The 17,950-nt window shown below is 61.7% G+C and carries 18 protein-coding genes; 3 read left to right on the top strand and 15 right to left on the bottom strand.

Annotation, left to right across the window (positions count from 1 at the left end):
• Positions 1-28: 28 nt before the first annotated feature.
• Entirely contained in the window at positions 29-742 is a 714-nt protein-coding gene (locus tag HFK74_RS27785) for an HPP family protein (RefSeq protein ID WP_180206297.1), read from the bottom strand.
• Between HFK74_RS27785 and HFK74_RS27780 the strand changes: the two genes are divergently transcribed.
• Positions 741-884, top strand: a complete 144-nt coding sequence (locus HFK74_RS27780) for a hypothetical protein (RefSeq protein WP_180206296.1) — start codon at positions 741-743, stop codon at positions 882-884. The two genes, HFK74_RS27785 and HFK74_RS27780, sit on opposite strands and share 2 nt — an antisense overlap.
• Positions 885-899: 15 nt before the next feature.
• Here HFK74_RS27780 and HFK74_RS27775 read toward each other — a convergent pair whose 3' ends face one another.
• The 9 genes from HFK74_RS27775 to HFK74_RS27735 form a co-directional block, all read right to left on the bottom strand.
• Positions 900-2,078 carry an MFS transporter gene (locus tag HFK74_RS27775; protein ID WP_180206295.1) on the bottom strand — a complete coding sequence of 393 codons (1,179 nt, stop codon included), beginning with the start codon at positions 2,076-2,078 and terminating at the stop codon, positions 900-902.
• A gap of 151 nt (positions 2,079-2,229) precedes the next feature.
• Complete coding sequence (locus HFK74_RS27770; protein WP_180206294.1) at positions 2,230-3,579, bottom strand: MmgE/PrpD family protein; 1,350 nt, start codon at positions 3,577-3,579, stop codon at positions 2,230-2,232.
• Positions 3,576-4,463 (bottom strand): polysaccharide deacetylase, encoded by an 888-nt coding sequence (locus HFK74_RS27765; RefSeq protein ID WP_180206293.1) that lies wholly within the window; start codon positions 4,461-4,463, stop codon positions 3,576-3,578. Before HFK74_RS27765 ends, HFK74_RS27770 begins: the two co-directional genes overlap by 4 nt.
• Complete coding sequence (locus HFK74_RS27760) at positions 4,456-5,304, bottom strand: polysaccharide deacetylase (RefSeq protein ID WP_180206292.1); 849 nt, start codon at positions 5,302-5,304, stop codon at positions 4,456-4,458. The genes HFK74_RS27765 and HFK74_RS27760 overlap by 8 nt, the downstream gene beginning before the upstream one ends.
• A 153-nt stretch (positions 5,305-5,457) precedes the next feature.
• Positions 5,458-6,282, bottom strand: coding sequence for an ABC transporter substrate-binding protein (locus HFK74_RS27755; protein ID WP_180206291.1), 825 nt, complete (start codon positions 6,280-6,282; stop codon positions 5,458-5,460).
• A 38-nt stretch (positions 6,283-6,320) separates the two neighbouring features.
• Positions 6,321-7,085 carry an amino acid ABC transporter ATP-binding protein gene (locus tag HFK74_RS27750; RefSeq protein WP_095194808.1) on the bottom strand — a complete coding sequence of 255 codons (765 nt, stop codon included), beginning with the start codon at positions 7,083-7,085 and terminating at the stop codon, positions 6,321-6,323.
• 10 nt (positions 7,086-7,095) lie between these two features.
• Positions 7,096-7,974, bottom strand: coding sequence for an amino acid ABC transporter permease (locus HFK74_RS27745; RefSeq protein ID WP_180206290.1), 879 nt, complete (start codon positions 7,972-7,974; stop codon positions 7,096-7,098).
• A 153-nt stretch (positions 7,975-8,127) separates the two neighbouring features.
• Positions 8,128-9,555, bottom strand: a complete 1,428-nt coding sequence (gene argH, locus HFK74_RS27740) for an argininosuccinate lyase (RefSeq protein ID WP_180206289.1) — start codon at positions 9,553-9,555, stop codon at positions 8,128-8,130.
• Positions 9,556-9,634: 79 nt separating this feature from the next.
• Positions 9,635-9,790, bottom strand: a complete 156-nt coding sequence (locus HFK74_RS27735; RefSeq protein WP_180206288.1) for a hypothetical protein — start codon at positions 9,788-9,790, stop codon at positions 9,635-9,637.
• Positions 9,791-9,863: 73 nt separating this feature from the next.
• Here HFK74_RS27735 and HFK74_RS27730 point away from each other — a divergent pair, with 73 nt between their 5' ends.
• Positions 9,864-10,826, top strand: a complete 963-nt coding sequence (locus HFK74_RS27730; protein WP_180206287.1) for a LysR family transcriptional regulator — start codon at positions 9,864-9,866, stop codon at positions 10,824-10,826.
• A gap of 16 nt (positions 10,827-10,842) precedes the next feature.
• On the opposite strand, the gene HFK74_RS27725 is transcribed toward HFK74_RS27730, so the two are convergent.
• Positions 10,843-12,222 carry a UDP-glucose/GDP-mannose dehydrogenase family protein gene (locus tag HFK74_RS27725; RefSeq protein ID WP_180206286.1) on the bottom strand — a complete coding sequence of 460 codons (1,380 nt, stop codon included), beginning with the start codon at positions 12,220-12,222 and terminating at the stop codon, positions 10,843-10,845.
• 189 nt (positions 12,223-12,411) lie between these two features.
• On the opposite strand from HFK74_RS27725, the gene xerC reads away from it, so the two are divergent.
• Positions 12,412-13,350 carry a tyrosine recombinase XerC gene (xerC, locus tag HFK74_RS27720; RefSeq protein WP_306669925.1) on the top strand — a complete coding sequence of 313 codons (939 nt, stop codon included), beginning with the start codon at positions 12,412-12,414 and terminating at the stop codon, positions 13,348-13,350.
• A 10-nt stretch (positions 13,351-13,360) separates the two neighbouring features.
• Here the strand turns inward: xerC and HFK74_RS27715 are convergent, their stop codons facing one another.
• The 4 genes from HFK74_RS27715 to HFK74_RS27700 form a co-directional block, all read right to left on the bottom strand.
• On the bottom strand, positions 13,361-14,431 hold the full coding sequence (locus HFK74_RS27715) for an ABC transporter ATP-binding protein (RefSeq protein ID WP_180206285.1): 1,071 nt from the start codon (positions 14,429-14,431) through the stop codon (positions 13,361-13,363).
• Positions 14,428-16,026 carry an iron ABC transporter permease gene (locus HFK74_RS27710; RefSeq protein WP_180206284.1) on the bottom strand — a complete coding sequence of 533 codons (1,599 nt, stop codon included), beginning with the start codon at positions 16,024-16,026 and terminating at the stop codon, positions 14,428-14,430. The genes HFK74_RS27715 and HFK74_RS27710 overlap by 4 nt, the downstream gene beginning before the upstream one ends.
• 3 nt (positions 16,027-16,029) lie before the next feature.
• Positions 16,030-17,043 carry an iron ABC transporter substrate-binding protein gene (locus tag HFK74_RS27705; RefSeq protein ID WP_180206283.1) on the bottom strand — a complete coding sequence of 338 codons (1,014 nt, stop codon included), beginning with the start codon at positions 17,041-17,043 and terminating at the stop codon, positions 16,030-16,032.
• 336 nt (positions 17,044-17,379) lie between these two features.
• Complete coding sequence (locus HFK74_RS27700) at positions 17,380-17,946, bottom strand: membrane integrity-associated transporter subunit PqiC (RefSeq protein ID WP_180206282.1); 567 nt, start codon at positions 17,944-17,946, stop codon at positions 17,380-17,382.
• Between the last annotated feature and the right edge of the window lie 4 nt (positions 17,947-17,950).

The following is a 17,950-nucleotide window of genomic DNA, read 5'->3' as shown; positions in this document are numbered from 1 at the left end:
CATTCAGGGCAAGGTGCAACATCGACCACTAGTCGGACGTCGTGCGGGACAACACCTCCCCAATACTGCGTCGCCTTGCCTGCAGCTCAGTGGCATGGATCAGCTGTTCAAGGTCTTCGGGGGTGACGTCAATGAAGGCCTCCATCTGCGCCAGGGCCAGTTTCAGGTCCTGGGCGGTGATCGCCTGGCTGTCGACCGGAGGGTGGTCGGCGGGAACCGCGGCCACCGGTTCGCTGGCGCGTTTCGGGTAACGAATGCGCGTCAGATTGTTGTAGGCCAGGGCACTGAACAGCATGGTCAGTGCTGCGAGCATCACCGGGCCCAGGGCTTTCCAGTCCATGGCAATGGTGGCGGGGTCGGCCAGGACCAACAGCAACGCCAGGGCCCCGGCCGGCGGGTGCAGGCAACGCAGCCAGCACATCAGGATCAGCGCCATGCCCGCCGCCAGGCAAGCGCTGCCCAGGGTCCGGCCGAGCACGTGGGCCACCAGCAGTGATACCACCGCGGCGCTCAGGTAGCCGCCAAGTATCGACCAGGGTTGCGCGAGCGCGCCCGAAGACACGGCAAACAGCAACACCGCCGAGGCACCCAGCGGACCGACCAGATGCTGCGCCACCTGCATGCCGAATACCTGAGCGCACAGCCAGACGCTGAACATCGTTCCCAAGGCCATGCCGATGGCGGCACGACTCCATTCCGAAGGGCGGGTGTTGATAGCGGCGGGCAACCAGCGAGCAAGCATGATGAACATCGTTCCATTAAAAACCGGGGAAAAAAAAGGGCTTGCCTGGGAAACCCGGAAAGCCCTTGAAGGTGTTCCAACTGTTGGGGGAGGAACGGTGACAGTGTGCCGCGCCTTTGTGATGCTGACAAATTCATATTAATGAAGCTTCAGTTCATTATTTCTGATGTATCGCCACACGCCGGCCACTCATGAAACACAGGAAACCGCCTATGGCCGTCAGTGCGCTCAAGGCATAGAACATGGTCGGCGCCGGGGTGTGCATCAACAGGAAGCCGCAGATCACCGGGCTCAGCGCGCCACCGAGGGCGGCCAGATTCTGCGCGCCGTAGTAGCTGCCGCGCAGTTCTTCCGGGGCCAGGGTGTCGACAAAGAGGAATTCGGCCGGGTAGATGATCATTTCGCCGAGGGTGAAGATGAACATCGCCACGCACCAGCCCACGAGGCTGTCGGCCAGGCTGAAACCGATCAGCCCGACAATGAACAGGCTGGTGCCGCCAGCGATCCAGTAACGCAGTTGCTCACGGTTGAGGAAGCGGCCGATCTGGTATTGCAGCAGGATCACGCTGATCGCATTGCAGGCGAGCAGGGCGGCCATGGTTTCCAGGGCGCGCTTGGAATCCTCGGTCACCAGCAGGTATTGCGACAGGTACAGGGTGAAGCGCCCGTGTACCACGGTGCTGAGCAGGCAGCCGCAGGTGAACATGATCAGCGTGCGATCGTTTTTCAGGGTGACCAGGGTCTTGAGGAAGCTCTGCGGTTGGCTGACTGTCGGTGTCTGCGCTGAGTCCCTGGGGATACCCAGCATCAGGAAAATGCTGAAGAACGCGATCCCCCCGGCGATCAGGAACGGGGCGATCGGGTAGACCCCGGCAATCACCACGCCAAGCATGGGGCCGGTGGCGTAGCCGATGTTGGTCAGGGTGTAGCGCAGGGAAAATGCCTTGGCGCGTTGGCCCATGGGCAGGTTTTCGCTGAGGATCGCCTTGGAGCCGATGAGGAACAAGGCCGAGGCAGTCTCGGTGATGACCAGCGTCAGGGTGGTCAGGTAGAGGTTTTCGGCAAAAGTCAGCAGCACGAAGCCGATGGCGCTTGAAAGCATCGCCAGGATCAGCAGTCGGCGTTTTTCCAGGCGGTCGATGATGTAGCCGCCGTACAGGGCGAGCAGGGTGGCGATGAACACCGCGATGCCCAGCAGCAAGCCGACGTCCTGTTGGTTGAGGCCCAGTTTGTTGCTCAGGAACAGGGTGAGCAGCGGGCTGGTGATGGCGCGGCTGACGACGATGGTCAGCGACACGATCATCAGCCGGCGAATAACGAGCGAGTAGGTGGCCACGGGGGTGCAAATGTCCTTATTCAGATTTCAGGGTGTTCGACGATGTACCGAGTCGCGGCCAATCGCCAGCAGGCTGGCTCCCACAATTGAAATGCGATCAACTGTGGGAGCCAGCCTGCTGGCGATGAGGCCGGTACTACCAACGACATAATCAAACCAGCCACCGCTCAATCGTGCGCACCGATTCCATCTCTTCCAGCCGCCACAACTGCCCCAGCAATTCCCCAGCCTGCTCGCGCGGCATCACCCGCGTCGCCAAACTGAAAAACTTCTCCTCCAGCGCCGCATCACTCAACGGATTACCCGGCGCCCCCAAGGGCGGGTCGACGCACAGGCTCGCCTGCCGACCGTCCACGGTCCGCACGCTCACCACGGGTTCGCCATCCTCGGACAGTTGCGAGTCCACTTCAAGACGAATGCGCGACATCCACGGGGCAATGCGCGGATCGCCGCGCAAGTCATCGTCGTACGCCTGCAGACGGCAATGACCGTGCACCAGTCGCGCCGCCAGCGCATAGGGCAGGCTCATTTGCGCCGCCGCAAGGCTCGCGATGTCATGGCCGCCGCACATGTCCTGGAGAAAACCGCACAACGAAACCTGTATGTCTTCAACCTGATCGACGCTCACTTCGAGCTGCTCAAGCAACAGGCCCAGGGCGTCGATGGCCGAATGGGTACCCCGGCAGGAGGCGTAGGGCTTGATCGAGCAACGGGCGAGTTTCCACACGACGCCCAGCCCGGCATCCAGTGCCTCGGGGTGGGAAGTGGCGGCGGCGAGGGTCTTGAGAAATCCACCCCACACATCCTCAAACAGCCGGGTCGGCCCGCTGATGCCTTGCCGGGCAAAGCGCGCAGCGAGCAAACCGCCTTCGGCGGCTCGGCCGCTGTGCAGTTTCTTGCTTTGCGAACCATCGTGGATGAAGGCCCACAAGCCGCCGCTGAAACTGCCTGCGATGCCCAGGGCCGACAAGGTCTGCCAAGCGTCCAGGCGCAGGATCCGCGCGCAGGCCGCCGCCGCGCCGAACACCCCGCAGGTGGCGGTGGAATGCCAGCCGGCGCCGTTATGGGCCGAGTAACCGCCGCAGGCTTCGAGCACCCGGCGACCGACTTCGTAGCCGATCACCACGGCGGTGATGAATTCGCGTCCCGTCACCGGTTGATCGGACAGCGACACCGCGGCCATCACCGCCGGTATCACCACTGCGCCGGAATGATCGCAGCCGCCGGTGTCGTCCAGTTCCAGGGCGTGGGCGGCGATGCCATTGAGCATTGCTGCCTGTGCCGCGCCGACCCGTTGCTGGGTGCCCCAGATCAAGCAACTGCCAGCTTCGCCTTCGAAAACTTCGCGCGCCGTCAGCGCCACATCGCTCCCTGCCCCGGCCAAGGTCGCGCCGAAGGTATCGAGGATGTGTCGCTTGGCTTGCTCGACCAGCGCCGGTTGCAGGTCTTCGAATCGCGCATCGGTGCAGAACCGCGCCAGTCGCTGCATGCGCCCGCTCATGACAGGTAATCCCGATAATGCCGTTCAAACACGCTCGCCGGATGATCCCCGGTCACCGGTGCGGCGGTTTGCGCCCACCACCGGGCAACTTCGGCACCGGTGGCGATCCACACGTCATCGTGCTGCAAAATCCCCTCGAGCAATTCGCGCAACACCCCGATACGCCCGGGCGTGGCAATGATTTCCGGGTGCAGGCGCAGCACGTAGCACAAGCCAAAACGGTGGAAACCGGCGAAGTCCATTTGCAGGTTGCCCAGGGTGTGACTGTAGGAGGCGATCCGCGATTGCGCTGGCGGCACGGCCGGGCTGAGGTTGAACGCGAAGTAGGGTTCGTCCTCCAGTTCGTAGTGCAACGGCAACTCGATCACCTGCGGCGCTGTCGGGTGCGCGAACGGTAGATCATCGCCGCGCCATGACGACGACCAGTCAATGCCCTGATCCTGTAGCGCCTCGATGAAGCCCGGTGCCGCGTTGCCGGCGGGAATGCGAAAGCCGCTGGGGCGCTGGCCGGTCAGCGCTTTCAATGCGGCGCAACCCTTGGCCACTTCGGCGCTTTGCGCGCTGAGGTCGAGCGTGTCGTAGTTCTGGTGGCGATACCCGGCGCAGGCGATTTCATGCCCGCCGGCCTGGATTGCGTGAATGTGGCCGGGGTTCTCTTCGGCGACGATGCCGGGGACGAACCAGCTGCTGCAGACACCGAGTTCCTTGAACAGACCGAGCAAGCGTTCCACCCCGCGCTGGGTGCCGTAACGCCAGACCGACAGGGTCTTGTCGCGTCCGGCCACTTCCGGGGCCTGGGTGAGAATGCCGTGGATGTCGTTGTAATCGACGGTCAGTACCACGGCGCAGCGATAGCCTTTGGGCCAGGCGGTGGACTCAGCCATGGTGATGCTCCTTGAGCCACCAGCGGGCGACATCACGGCAGGTGGCGAACCAGACGTCGTCGCGTTGGCGCATGTGTTCGAAGAGTTTTTCCAGCAACAGGATGCGCCCCGGTTTGCCGGTGATCTTGGGATGGAACAGGGTGGTCAGGCACAACCCTTCGTTCATCGCGCCGTCATACTCGCGGCACCAGTTGTCCAGGGTCAGCGCGTAGCTGGCGGTGCGGTCCAGCCCGGACGGGAAGTCCGGGGCCCGGGTGTAGGCGATAGAGGCGTAGTCGTCCATTTCCCAGCGCCCGGGGATTTCCACCAGCGGCGTGGCGTGGCCCGGCACATTGACCAGGTACGGCCGGTCATCGCCGCGCATGCTGCTGGAGTAGGTCACGCCGGCCTCCACCAGCATGGCCGGGGTTTCGGCGCGCCAGTCGCCGGAGGGCGTGCGGAAACCCTCGGCGCGGATGTTCAAATGCTTCCAGAACACCTCGCGGGACAGTTTCATGACGTCCTTTTGCTGTTCCAGCGTCAGAGCGTAGAAGGATTCGTGTTTGTAGCCGTGATAAGCCACCTCATGCCCGCGCTCGACAATCGCCTGGCACTGTTTCGGCCAGTTCTCCACGACCCAGGCCGGGACGAAGAACGTCGTCGGAATGCGGAACTCATCGAGCAAGTCGAGAATCCGCGGCAATGCCCGGTAGGGGCCGTAGCCACCGAAGCCGAAGTACTCGGGCTTGCGCCAGATCGAACCGTTGAGCATGGCATCGCCGGTCGGGCCATCGAGGTCGAAGGCCAGGGCCAGGCAGGCCTTGTGCTGGTCGGGCCAGGTGGGTTGGGGTGAGGAGGACATCGTTGGTACTCCAGCTATCTATAAATACACACCAAACCCTTGTAGGAGTGAGCCTGCTCGCGATGACGGTGGCACATTCAACATCTTCATCGACTGGCATGCCGCCATCGCGAGCAGGCTCGCTCCTACAGTGGAATGGGGTTGCCTGTGCGGTTATTTCCCGGCGTTGATGGTCACGGTCTTGATCGCACCCAGTTCCAGGTCCCACTTCTTCAGGATCGCCTGGTAGCTGCCATCGTCGATCATGCTTTGCAGCGCAACCTTCACCGCTTCGCTCAACTCAGGCTTTTTCTTGCTCACGCCAAGGCCGGTGAACTGCGAGGAGATCGGCAGGCCCACGGTCTTGTACATGTCCTTTTCCTGGGTCTTGAGGTACGGCAGGGTTTCGCTGCCCTGCATGGCCGCATCGATACGGCTCTGGCGCAGTTGCGCACGGGCGTCGGCCGAGCCTTCGGTGCCGATCACGTTGATCGCAGGCTTGCCCGCGGCTTCACAGTTGGCCTTGCTCCACTCGGCGATTTCCGCCGGGAAGGTGGTACGGCGGCTGGTGCCGACCTTCTTGCCGCACAGGTCGATGATTTCGTTGGTGGCCGCGTTTTTCTGCAGGGTGTAGAACTGCGGGCCGCTGGTGAAGTAGTCGACGAAGGTCACGCTGGCCTGGCGCTCCTTGGTATCGGTCATGCCCGACAACACCATGTCCACGCGGTCGGTGGTCAGGGCATTGATCATTTGCTCGAAGCCGGTTTCCTGCCATTTGATCTTCACCCCCAAGCGCTCGGCCAGGGCGTTGCCCAGGTCAACGTCGACGCCTGTGAGGGTGTTGGTGGCCGGGTCCTTGAAATCCATTGGCGGGTAGTTGGGCATGATCGCGACGACGATCTCGCCTTTTTCCTTGATGCTGGCCGGCAACTCGGCAGCAAAGGTGAAACCGGATGCCATAACGCCTGCGAGTACTGCTGGAATAACGAAGTTCTTCATGGTCGTTCTCTTATGAGTGTTTTGAGCGCTAAAGGGCACTAGGTTCGAACGGCAGAAATGAAGCTTTGGGTGCGTGGGTTTTGCGGACTTATTAGTATTTCTTCGGGGCTTCCTGCCTCCACGATCTGCCCGCCGTCCATGAACACCATGCGGTTGGAGACTTCGCGAGCGAAGCCCAGTTCATGGGTGACGACGATCATGGTCATGCCGGTTTGCGCCAGATCGCGCATCACCGACAGCACCTCACCGACCAGTTCCGGGTCGAGTGCCGAAGTGGGTTCATCGAACAGCATCAGCTTGGGGCGCATGGCCAGGGCGCGTGCAATCGCCACCCGCTGTTGCTGGCCACCCGAGAGTTCGATCGGGTAGCTGTTGCGCTTGTCGGCCAGGCCGACCCGGGCCAACAGCTCCACGGCTTCTTCGTGCGCCTCCTTGGGCGAACGCTTGAGCACCTGGCAGGGCCCTTCGATGATGTTTTGCAGCACGGTCATGTGCGGGAACAGGTTGAAGCGCTGGAACACCATGCCGGTGGACAGGCGCTGGCGGGCGATCTGCGTCTCGTTGAGTTCGTGCAGTTTGTTGCCGACGATGCGGTAACCCACCAACTCGCCATCGACCCAGAGGCCGCCCTTGTCAATCTTTTCCAGCTGGTTCACGCAGCGCAGCAAGGTGCTCTTGCCCGAGCCCGACGGGCCGATGATGCATAGCACTTCGCCTTGCTCGACTTCGATATTGATGTCCTTGAGGGCGTGGAAATGGTCGTAGTACTTGTTCAGGCTCACGGCCTTGACGATGCTTCTCATGTCGGATTCCTCAAGAACGCTTGCCGGCGCCGCGGGCGAAACGACGCTCCAGGCGGCTTTGACCAAAGGACAAAACGGTGACGGTGGCCAGGTACCAGATACCGGCGACGATCAGCAGCTCCATCACGCGGGCGTTGGCGTAGTAGATGTTCTGGGCGTTGTAGAGCAGTTCCGAGTACTGGATCACGCTCGCCAGGGAGGTCATTTTCACCATGCCGATGAACTCGTTGCCTACCGGCGGAATGATGATCCGCATGGCCTGGGGCAGGATGATCCGGCGCAAGGCCTGCAGGCGCGGCATGCCGATCGACTTGGCGGCTTCATACTGTCCGGTGTCCACCGAGAGCAGGCCGGCACGCACCACTTCGGCGGTGTAGGCGCCCTGGTTGATGCTCAAGCCGAGCAGGGCGGCGACGAAGGGCGTCATCAGGCTCACGGTGTCCAGTTCGAACAGGCCGGGGATGCCGATGGTGGGGAAGATCAGCGCCAGGTTGAACCACAACAGCAGTTGCAGGATCAGCGGCGTGCCGCGAAACAGCCAGGTGTAGGTCACCGCCACATAGCGCAGGATCGGGTTGGCGGACATACGCATGATCGCCGTGATCACCCCGAACACGATGCCCAGCGCCATCGCCAGCACCGCCATGACGATGGTGTTGAGCAAGCCCCACATGATCGCCTGGGAGGTAAGGAACTGGCCGATGTAGGACCATTCGATCTTGCCTTCGGCAAACGCCCGCACCAGGCCGATGATGGCGATGACGATCACCGTGGCGAAGAAGATCCGCCCGTAGTAACGCCGTGGCACATGATCGTACTGGGTAATGTCGAACTGGTTTTCCGCCAGTTTGCGCTCCGCCTGGAGTCGTTCTGCTTGTGTCTGGCTCATGGTTGTTTCTCCGTACACGGTATTTCATGTCAAACACCAATCCCTTGTAGGAGCTGGCTTGCCAGCGAAGACGGCGGCACAGTCAACATCGATGTTGATTGAAAATCCGCTTTCGCTGGCAAGCCAGCTCCTACACAGGTTTTGCGTCTTGGCTCAGAGGCGGAAGCCCTGATAGTCCTCGGTCCAGGCGTGCTGGGCGGCGAGGGCGGTTTTCAGGCGGGCGATCTGTTCGCGTACCTGTTGCGGCGCGGTGCCGCCCCAACCACTGCGTGCAGCGATGGCGGCCTCCAGGGTCAGGCTGTCGCGGACCTGCGGCGTCAGGCGCGGGTCGATCTCGGCCAGCAGCGCAGGCGACGCTTCCCACAGTTCGATGTCGTGTTTCTCGCAGGCCTGGACCAGCGCCCCGGTGATTTCGTGGGCCTCCTTGAACGGCACGCCGCGCACCGCCAGCCAGTCGGCGACTTCGGTGGCGAGGGTGAACCCCAGTGGCGCCTGGCGCCGCAACTCTTCGACGTTGACCTTCATGGTCGCCACCATCCCGGCCATGGCCGGCAGCACCAGCAGCAGGGTGTCGACGCTGTCGAGCACGCCATGCTTGTCTTCGCTCAAGTCGCGGTTGTAGGACAGCGGCAGGGATTTGAGGGTGGACAGCAGACCAGTCAGGTTGCCGATCAGGCGGCCGGCCTTGCCCCGGGCCAGCTCGGCGATATCCGGGTTTTTCTTCTGCGGCATGATCGAACTGCCGGTGGCGTAGGCGTCGTCCAGGGCGACCCAGCGGAACTGGCGCGAGGACCACAGGCAGAACTCCTCGGCGAGCCGGGAAATGTTGACCCCGAGCATGCTGGCGATGAACAGGAACTCGGCGACGTGATCGCGGCTGGCGACGGCGTCGATGGAGTTTTCACACACGCCGCGGTAACCCATTTCCTGCGCCGACTGCTGAGGCAGGCGCGCAATGGCCGACCCCGCCATCGCGGCTGCGCCCAGTGGCGACAGTGAGGTGCGCACATCCCAGTCCACCAGGCGCTGGACGTCGCGCAGCATCGATTGGGCGTGGGCCAACAGGTGATGGGCAAACACGATCGGCTGGGCTTGTTGCAGGTGGGTGAAGCCGGGGCAGATGCTTTCGATGTGTTGCTCGGCCTGGTCCACCAGCGCCTGCTGCAAGGCCAGCACTTCAACGGCCAGGGTGCGCACATGGTCACGCAGGAACAGCCGCAGATCGTTGGCGGTCTGGTCGTTGCGCGAACGGCCGGCGCGCAGCTTGCCGCCCAACGCGCCAAGGCGCTCGGTCAACAGGCGTTCGATGAAAGTGTGGACGTCTTCGTCGTCGAGGGTCGGGGCAATGCTGCCGGCGCGAAAATCAGCACCGATGCCCTCCAGGGCGTCGAGCATGGACCGGGTTTCCTGTTCGCTCAGCAGCCCTGCGCGCTGCAGTTCCCGGGCATGGGCCTTGGAGCCGGCGAGGTCATACGGGGTCAGGCGAAAGTAGCGTTCCGGGCAACGGGACAGGGCGGCCAGGGCTTCGGACGGACCGCTTTTGAAGCGAGCTCCCCAGAGACGGTCGGTGGTTTGGGACATTGTTGTTTTCCTCGTCGATAAGCGGATTGAAATCGCAGTGCCGGACTTGCCGTGAGTGCCGAAGAGCATTCGGGCGCAATCAGGCCAGATCAGGTTTCAAGGGCAGGGGAAAAATAAAGTTGCCGGGGAGGCGGAAGCTGATCGTAGTGTCAGCTTTTATTGTTTCGAGAACAGTCAGTTGGCACTGATGTTCGGCAATTTTTGGCGGTTGCCAAGCCTGGTTTTCTGTGTTCATTATTATTAGGCCAGCTATGTTTTTGTTGTTGGACACAGGTTGTTGAATAAGGCGCCAGAGGTAAATAAGCATTATGGAAACCCCACTTTCCAATTCCGGAAACCCGCCGCCGAAAACGCTGCAACGGGCACCGCTGGCCCTCAGTGGGCTGGATTTCAAGCTGCTCAAGGTGTTCAAGGCGGTGGTCGAGGCCGGCGGTTTCAGTGCGGCGCAAAACGAGTTGAATGTGGGGTTGGCGGCGATCAGCAAACAGATCTCCGACCTTGAGATCCGCATCGGTATGCGCCTGTGCACCCGAGGTCGCGAGGGCTTCCACCTGACCGAAGAAGGGCGCCTGGTGTATCAGGCATCGATTGATTTATTTGCCTCGGTCGACAACTTTCGTGATCGTCTTAGTTCAGCTCAGAACGAACTGGTTGGCGACCTTGGAGTGGGTGTAATTGATAGCACTATATCTGACGATAATTCGCCATTAGTTGCTGCGCTTAGAAGCATTAATGAGCACTCGCCGAAAGTTCGCTTGCAACTTCAAGCGGCGCAGTTGGATGAGGTGGAACGGGGTGTCGTAGAGGGCCGCTTAGTTGCCGGGATTGTTCCGGTTTATCAAAGGCGCGAAGAGTTTGATTACTTCGCGCTGTATGAGGAGCGTTCGCAGGTTTATTGCGCTGCAGGCCACCCGTTGTTCACCCAGGCAGACGCGCAAACAGGTGCCGATGTGCTCAAGGACTACGCGTGCATCAACCACCGTTACGCGATTCATCGCGACAAACTGAACTTCACCCACTACGACAGCTTTTCCGCCTCGGCGACCCAGGTCGAAGCCGTGGCGCTGCTGATCAAGACCGGCCGTTTCGTGGGTTTCCTGCCGCAGCATTACGCGGCGCCCATGGTCGATCGCGGAGAGTTTCGCGCGATACGTCCGGACCTGATCAGCATCGTCACGCCGTTCAATCTGATCCTGCGTCACAACACGGTGCGCAGCCCGTTGGTCAAGGCGTTTGCCCAGGCGTTGGGCGTGGACTTGAAGAGCAACTAACGGGCAACGCTTATTGTCATGCGACCACTTGGGCGGCAGGCCATTGCTGATAAGGAATCGGCAACTTGCGCGACTCGCCGCGGCCCATCGGGAAGTACAGGAAACCATTGCGCGCCAGGCGCTCGGCATCGTACAGGTTGCGGCCGTCGAAGATCACCGGTGCAGTAAGGCGCTGGCGGATCAGGTCGAAATCCGGCGCCTTGAACTGTTGCCATTCGGTGCAAATGATCAGCGCATCCGCACCGTTGAGTACCGATTCCGGTGTACCCATAAGCATCAGCCGGGTTTCATCGGGGTACAGTTTCTGGGTCTCTTGCATGGCTTCCGGGTCGAACGCACGCACGTTGGCACCCGCGGCCCACAACGCTTCGAGCAGCACCCGACTAGGCGCATCGCGCATGTCGTCGGTGTTGGGTTTGAACGCCAGGCCCCACAGGGCAAAGGTCTTGCCGCGTAAATCGCCCTGGTAGAAAGCCTTGATGCGTTCGAACAATTTGTGCTTCTGTCGCTGGTTGATGGCTTCCACCGCTTGCAGCAGGTCGCTGGTGCAGTTGGCCTCTGCGGCACTGTGGATCAGGGCGCGCATGTCCTTGGGGAAGCAGGAGCCGCCGTAACCGCAGCCGGGGTAGATGAAGTGGTAGCCGATGCGCGAATCGGCGCCGATGCCCAGGCGTACCGATTCGATGTCGGCACCCAGGTGTTCAGCCAGTTCGGCGATCTGGTTGATGAAGCTGATCTTGGTCGCCAGCATGCAGTTGGCGGCGTATTTGGTCAGCTCGGCGCTGCGCAGGTCCATGAACATGATGCGTTCATGATTGCGGTTGAACGGTGCGTACAGGTCACGCATCACCTCGCGCACGTCTTCGCGTTCACAGCCAATGACGATCCGGTCCGGACGCCGGCAATCGGCCACCGCCGAGCCTTCCTTGAGGAACTCGGGATTGGAGACGATATCGAACTGCAACAGACGCCCGACCTTGATCAGGCACTTGTCGATATGCGCGCGCAGGGCGTCGCCTGTCCCCACCGGCACCGTGGATTTTTCCACCAGGATCAACGGTTGTTCACGGTGCCGCGCCACCGCCTCGCCCACCGCCATCACCTGGCTCAGGTCTGCCGAGCCATCGTCGCGCGATGGTGTACCGACCGCGATGAACAGCACCTGGCCATGTTGCACCGCGAGTTTCTCATCGCTGGTGAACTGCAGCCGACGGGCATCCAGGCCTTCGCGCACCAGGCTGGCCAGCCCTGGTTCGAAAATGCTCACGTGGCCTTGTCGTAGCGACTCGACTTTTTTCTCGTCGACGTCCATGCAGACCACGTCGTGGCCGACTTCAGCCAGGACGGCCGCTTGTACGAGGCCAACGTAGCCGCTACCCAACACACTGATTCTCATGGCTTGCTCCTGCCCCGATCGAGTCCGATCAAGATTTAGCATTGCCATGTTTCAGTTCTTCGATCGCTTCGTCGGCTAAAGCGGCCGTTGCCGGCAGAGCATTTGACTTTCAAGGCCACGACCGGCAGCGTAGCGGCCATCGCTGTCCTACACCGTTTTCTGCTTCCTCTTTCTTCAAGGCCGTTTCGTTTGACTGACTTACCTGCTGCTGATCCACAAGCCGCCAAACCCAATCCCCTGACCCTGTATCTGGCACGGCTGGCGCCTTCCAGCCAGCTGACCATGCGTTATGTCCTGCAGGACGCCGCCGACCGCCTGGGCTTCGAAGAGGTGAATCTCGAGGAGATCGCCTGGCACGACCTGCAGCCCGAAGACGTCATTGCCCTGGTCGCCACGTTGCGCACCGACGGTTATGCGCCCAACACGTCGTCGTTGTACGTCAACGCGGTGCGCGGCGTGATGAACGAAGCCTGGCGCATGAGCCTGATCAGCCAGGAACACTTGTTGAAAATGCGCTCGGTCAAGGGTATCTCCGGCACGCGCCTGTCCCAAGGGCGCAACCTGCGGCGCTCATTGATCCAGGAATTGATGGAAGTCTGCGCCGCCGACCCTCGTCCACAAGGCCTGCGGGACGCCGCCATCATCGCGATCCTGTACGGTTCGGGCATGCGCAAATCGGAGTCGGTGAACCTCGACCTCAATCAGGTCGACTTCAATGAGCGCAGCCTGCGCGTCACGGCCAAGGGCAACAAACAGTTGATCAAGTACGCCCCGGCCTGGGCGTTCGCCAAGCTCGATGCCTGGCTGGAACTGCGTCGCTCGATGCTCAAGGAAGGCGAAGAGGACGACCCGTTCCTGTTCAACCGTATTCGTCGTGGCAGTCACATCACCCGCGAGCGCATCACCAAACACGCGATCTATTACATCGCCCGGCAGCGGGGCACGCAGGTGGGGGTGAAAATCATGCCCCATGATTTTCGCCGCTCGTTCATCACCCGGGTGATTGAAGAACACGACCTGTCCATCGCGCAAAAACTGGCGCATCACAGCAATATCCAAACCACGGCCAACTACGATGTGCGCGACGACAACGAGCGGCGTCGGGCGGTGGACCGCTTCGATCTTTGATGGCCTTGGTTCAGGATTCGCTCAGTACATGAGCATGGCCGATGGTCGAGACCTGTACGGCGCTGCCAGCAGGCGGCGCATACATGCCGGAGCTGCGTACCAGCAATGATCGGCCGATCGGCTGGTCGGGGGCGCGAGGCTGCAACTCCACGGTCAGGGTGCAGGTGTTGCCGCTGAAATCCCGGTCGACCACCCTGGCCCGGCAGCCAGCGGCACCTGTGTCGTCGGGTAGCACGCTGGCGAGTTGAAGCTGTTCTGGCCTTAGCATGATCTGTGCGCTGTGGTTGTTGCGATGATTGTTGACTGGTATCCGGCCCAGGTCGCAGTGCGCCCAGCCAGCCTCGATCCGGGCCGGCATGACCACGGCGTCGCCGAGAAACAGCGCGGTCTGTTCGTCTTCGGGGTAGCGATAAAGGTCCAGCGGATGGCCTGACTGCACCAGCCGGCCATGGCGCATCACCGCCAGTTGATCGGCGAAGGACAAGGCTTCGCTCTGATCATGGGTGACCAGGATGGTGGTGACCCCCGCATCTGCCAGCAGGCGGGCGACCATCTTGCGCATGACGGCGCGCAAGCCGGTGTCGAGTGCCGAAAACGGCTCGTCCAGCAGCATCAGCCGAGGCTGCTGCGCCAGCGCCCGAGCCAGCGCCACTCGCTGCTGCTGGCCGCCGGACAGCTCGTGGGGCCAGCGCCCGGCCATGTTCGAGTCGAGGGCCACGCTGTCCATCAACTCAGCGACTCGCTCATGCTTATCGTTGCCTTTGATCGACAAGCCGAAGCCGATGTTGGCGGCCACGGTCATGTGCGGGAACAAGGCGCCGTCCTGCGGCACATAGCCGATCAGGCGTTGGTGCGCCGGTACTTCATGGGTGCTGTCGACCAGGGTTTGACCGTTGAGCGACAAGCGCCCGGAGTCAGGGAACTCGAAGCCGGCAATCATGCGCAGCAAGGTGGTCTTGCCCGAGCCCGAGGGACCGACAATGACCGTGCGGCTACCGCTGGGCACCGAAAGGCTGACGTTATCCAGGGCTCTATGGGTGCCGTAGGATTTGTTCAGTGAATGCAGTTCAAGAGTGTTCATCGGCCAGCCGTTTTTTTCGATTGGTGATAAAGGAGCCCGGTCAGCGGCAGCGACAACAGGATCATCAGCAGGGCATAGGGCGCCGCCGCGACATAGTCGATTTCACTGGTCATGGCCCAGAACCCGGTCGCCAGGGTCCGCGTGCCATTGGGTGCGAGCAACAGGGTGGCGGTCAGTTCATTGGTGATCGCCAGGAACACCAGTGCAGCGCCAGCCGCAGCCCCCGGCGCGGCCAGGCGCAGGGTGATCAGCCAAAGCGCGCGGGCAGGGGAGCGGCCCAGGCTGCGGGCCATGTTTTCCAGCTCCACCGGGGCCTGGGCGATGCCGGCGCGCAAGCTCACCAGGGCCCGGGGCAGGAACATCAGCAGATACGCCAAGAGCACGGTGATGGTGGTCTGGTAGATCGGCCGGGCAAAATGAATGGTCACGGTCACCAAGGCCAACGCCACGACGATGCCCGGCAATGAACTGGTGATGTAGTTGCAGCTTTCCAGTACACGTTGCAGGCGACCCGGGTGGCGGATCGACAGCCAGGCAATAGGAATGGCGGCGCAGGTGGTCAGGGCCGCGCCCGCGACGCCCAGCAGCAGGGTCTGTTGCAGCGCCGGCAGCAGCTCGCCCAAGTCCCAGGCTTGCACGCCACCAGCGATCAACCACCGGCCCAGGGTGATCAAGGGCACACCCAGCGCCAGGACGCAGGTGACGCCCTGCAACGCCAGCGCGAGCACCCTGGCCGGGGTTTTCAAGCACACCACCCGTTGCTCACGGGCGCTACCGGAGCCTACGCGGGCGTAGCGCGCATGGCCCCGAGCGGCGGACTCCACGGTCAGCATCACCAGGCAACACAGGGCAAGCACACTGGCCAGCATGTGGGCGGCAGGCCCGTTGAAGGTGGATTTGAACTGATCGAAGATCGCGGTGGTGAAGGTGTCGAAGCGGATCATCGCGTACAGGCCATACTCGGCCAGCAGATGCAGGCCGACCAGCAACGCGCCACCGCAAATGGCCAGGCGCAACTGCGGCAGCACCACGCGAAAAAACACCGCCCACGGCTTGAGTCCAAGCGATTCGGCGACGTCCTCGATGGCCGGGTCGAGGCGACGCAGCGTCGCGGCGATCGGCAGGTACAGGAACGGGAAGTAGGCAATGACCGACACCAGCACCCCGGCAAACAACCCGTGGATCGGCGGCACCAGGCTGACCCAGGCATAGCTGTGGACAAAGGCCGGCACCGCCAGGGGCGCCGTCGCCAGTAACGACCACCAACGCCGCCCCGGCAAGTCCGTGCGCTCCGTGAGCCAGGCCAGTGTCACGCCCAGCGCCACGCAGAGGGGAATCGTCAGCACCACCAGCAACACGGTGTTGGTCAACAATTCGCCCACCCGTGGCCGGAACACCAGTGTCACCACCGTGGACCAGCCGGTCTGCAAGGACACGCCGATGACGTAGGCAATCGGCAGCAGCGCCAGCAACGACACCAGCACCGACAAACCGACCACCCACGCGCCACCGCGGCTCGCGAACACGCCGCGTGACCGTTTACGCAAATTGGCGGGTAACGCTTGGGCGGTATCCGCTGGCAGGATTTCAGGCATCAATTAAAGCAGTCCTGCCTGAGTCATCAGCTCCACGGCTTTTTTACTGTCGAGTTTCGAGGCGTCGACGATGGGTGCATCGAGCTGCTGCAAAGGCACCAGTTTAGGGTTGGATTCGGCGTTCTTGCCCACGGCGTATTCAAACGATTTGCCGTCCTTGAGGATGGCCTGGCCGTCCTTGCCGGTGATCCACTTGAGGAACGCCTGGGCTTGTTCCTTGTGTTTGCTGGAGGCCAGGACGCCACCCCCGGAAATGCTCACGAACGCCCCCGGGTCCTTGTGCTTGAAGTAGTGCAAAGCGGTGTTCTTGCTGTTCTCGCCGGTCTTGGCCTGATCGACGTAGCTGTAATAGTGGTAGATCACGCCGCTGTCGATCTGCCCGGCGTTCACCGCCTTGAGCACCGAACTGTTGCCGCGGTATGCAGTGAAGTTGGTTTTCATCGCCTTGAGCCAGTCCAGGGTGGCGGCTTCGCCTTTTTGTTCCAGCATGGCGGCAACGATCGCCTGGAAGTCGGCGCCACCGGGGGATGCGCCCCAGCGACCTTTCCAGCTTGGCGCAGCAAGGTCCATGATCGATTTCGGCAACTGCGCTTGGGGCAGCTTGCTTGGGTTGTAGACGAACACCGTGGAACGTGCAGCGATCCCCACCCATTTGCCGTGGGCCGGACGGTAGGCTGAGTCGACCTGCTCCAAAGTGGTTTTTTCCACGGGCGCAAACAGGCCTGCGTTGTCGACCAGGACCATCGCCGGGGAGTTTTCGGTGAGGAACACATCGGCTGGAGAGTCGGCGCCTTCCTGTACGATCTGGTTGCCCATTTCGGTATCATCGCCGTTGCGCAAGGTCACCGGAATACCGGTTTCCTGGGTAAAACCTTCGACCCAGGCTTTGGTCAGGCTTTCATGCTGTGCGTTGTAGACCACGATGCCGACGGCATCGGCGGCATACACGTGACTTGCGCCCAGCAGAGCGGTGGCCAGCAAGGCCTTTTTGAGGAACGAAGGGATAGGGGACTTCATGCGGCGCCAGCTCCTGTTATTTTTGGTCTTGCAGGCTGATTCGAGTGAATCGAACAAAGAAGGACGTCAATTATTCTAGATCAATACGAATCATTTGCAGATTTAAGGCGCGCTAATGTAGAGCCTTGAATGAGAAAAAATCGTTAAATTCTCTGCTAAAGAAACCTGTGGGAGCCCTTGTGGCGAGGGGATTTATCCCCGTTGGGTCGCGTAGCGGCCCCAAAACCTGCAAATCGGTGGATCAGATACACCGCGTGCACTAGCTTTGCGACTGCTTCGCAGTCGGACGGGGATAAATCCCCTCGCCACAAAGGCTCGTACTCATAAAGGATTGTGTCACGGCCCGGCATTCGCGGATGGGCAACCTTTCTGCGTGCCAGCCGCTGCCTGGCTGATCAGCGCGGCCAGGCGCCTGACGTTATTTTGCTGCGCGGCTACCAGTTCATCGATCGATGGCCCTGATGGCGTCTGCAGGGTGCTGCGGCAATTTCCTATGACGTCTTCGTGGCCATTGATGCTGCGAAGGCGCCACTTCACGTCGAGCAATCCATACTGGCCGGGAATCGAATCGAAGCGCTGTACCTCCACGCGCACCGACAATTTGCGCTGCGGATTGTTGTTGACAATCTGGTCGGCCAAGGCACTGCGCAATTCATCCACCAGGCTGGCCCCCCACCAGTCGGTTTCCAGGATCGCCATGCCGGTATTACCCTGGCGCACGACGATCTGCGGGCGATCGACCTGCGGCGGGACAGTGAGCAATTCAATCTGGATGTCCGCGGCACTGCGTGAACCTCCTGCCATTTGGGCCGGGGTCAACGTGTGAAACTGGATCGGATCGCTGCGGCAGGCAGCGAGCAACGACAACGCGGCAACCAACGTGATTTTCAACGGAAAAGCCATGAAT

Origin of the sequence: Pseudomonas sp. SbOxS1 (assembly GCF_013416725.1) — a bacterium.
In the GTDB taxonomy this organism is placed as follows: domain Bacteria; phylum Pseudomonadota; class Gammaproteobacteria; order Pseudomonadales; family Pseudomonadaceae; genus Aquipseudomonas.
Note: the sequence above shows the minus strand (reverse complement) of the source record. Positions and strands in the feature narration are given on the sequence as shown.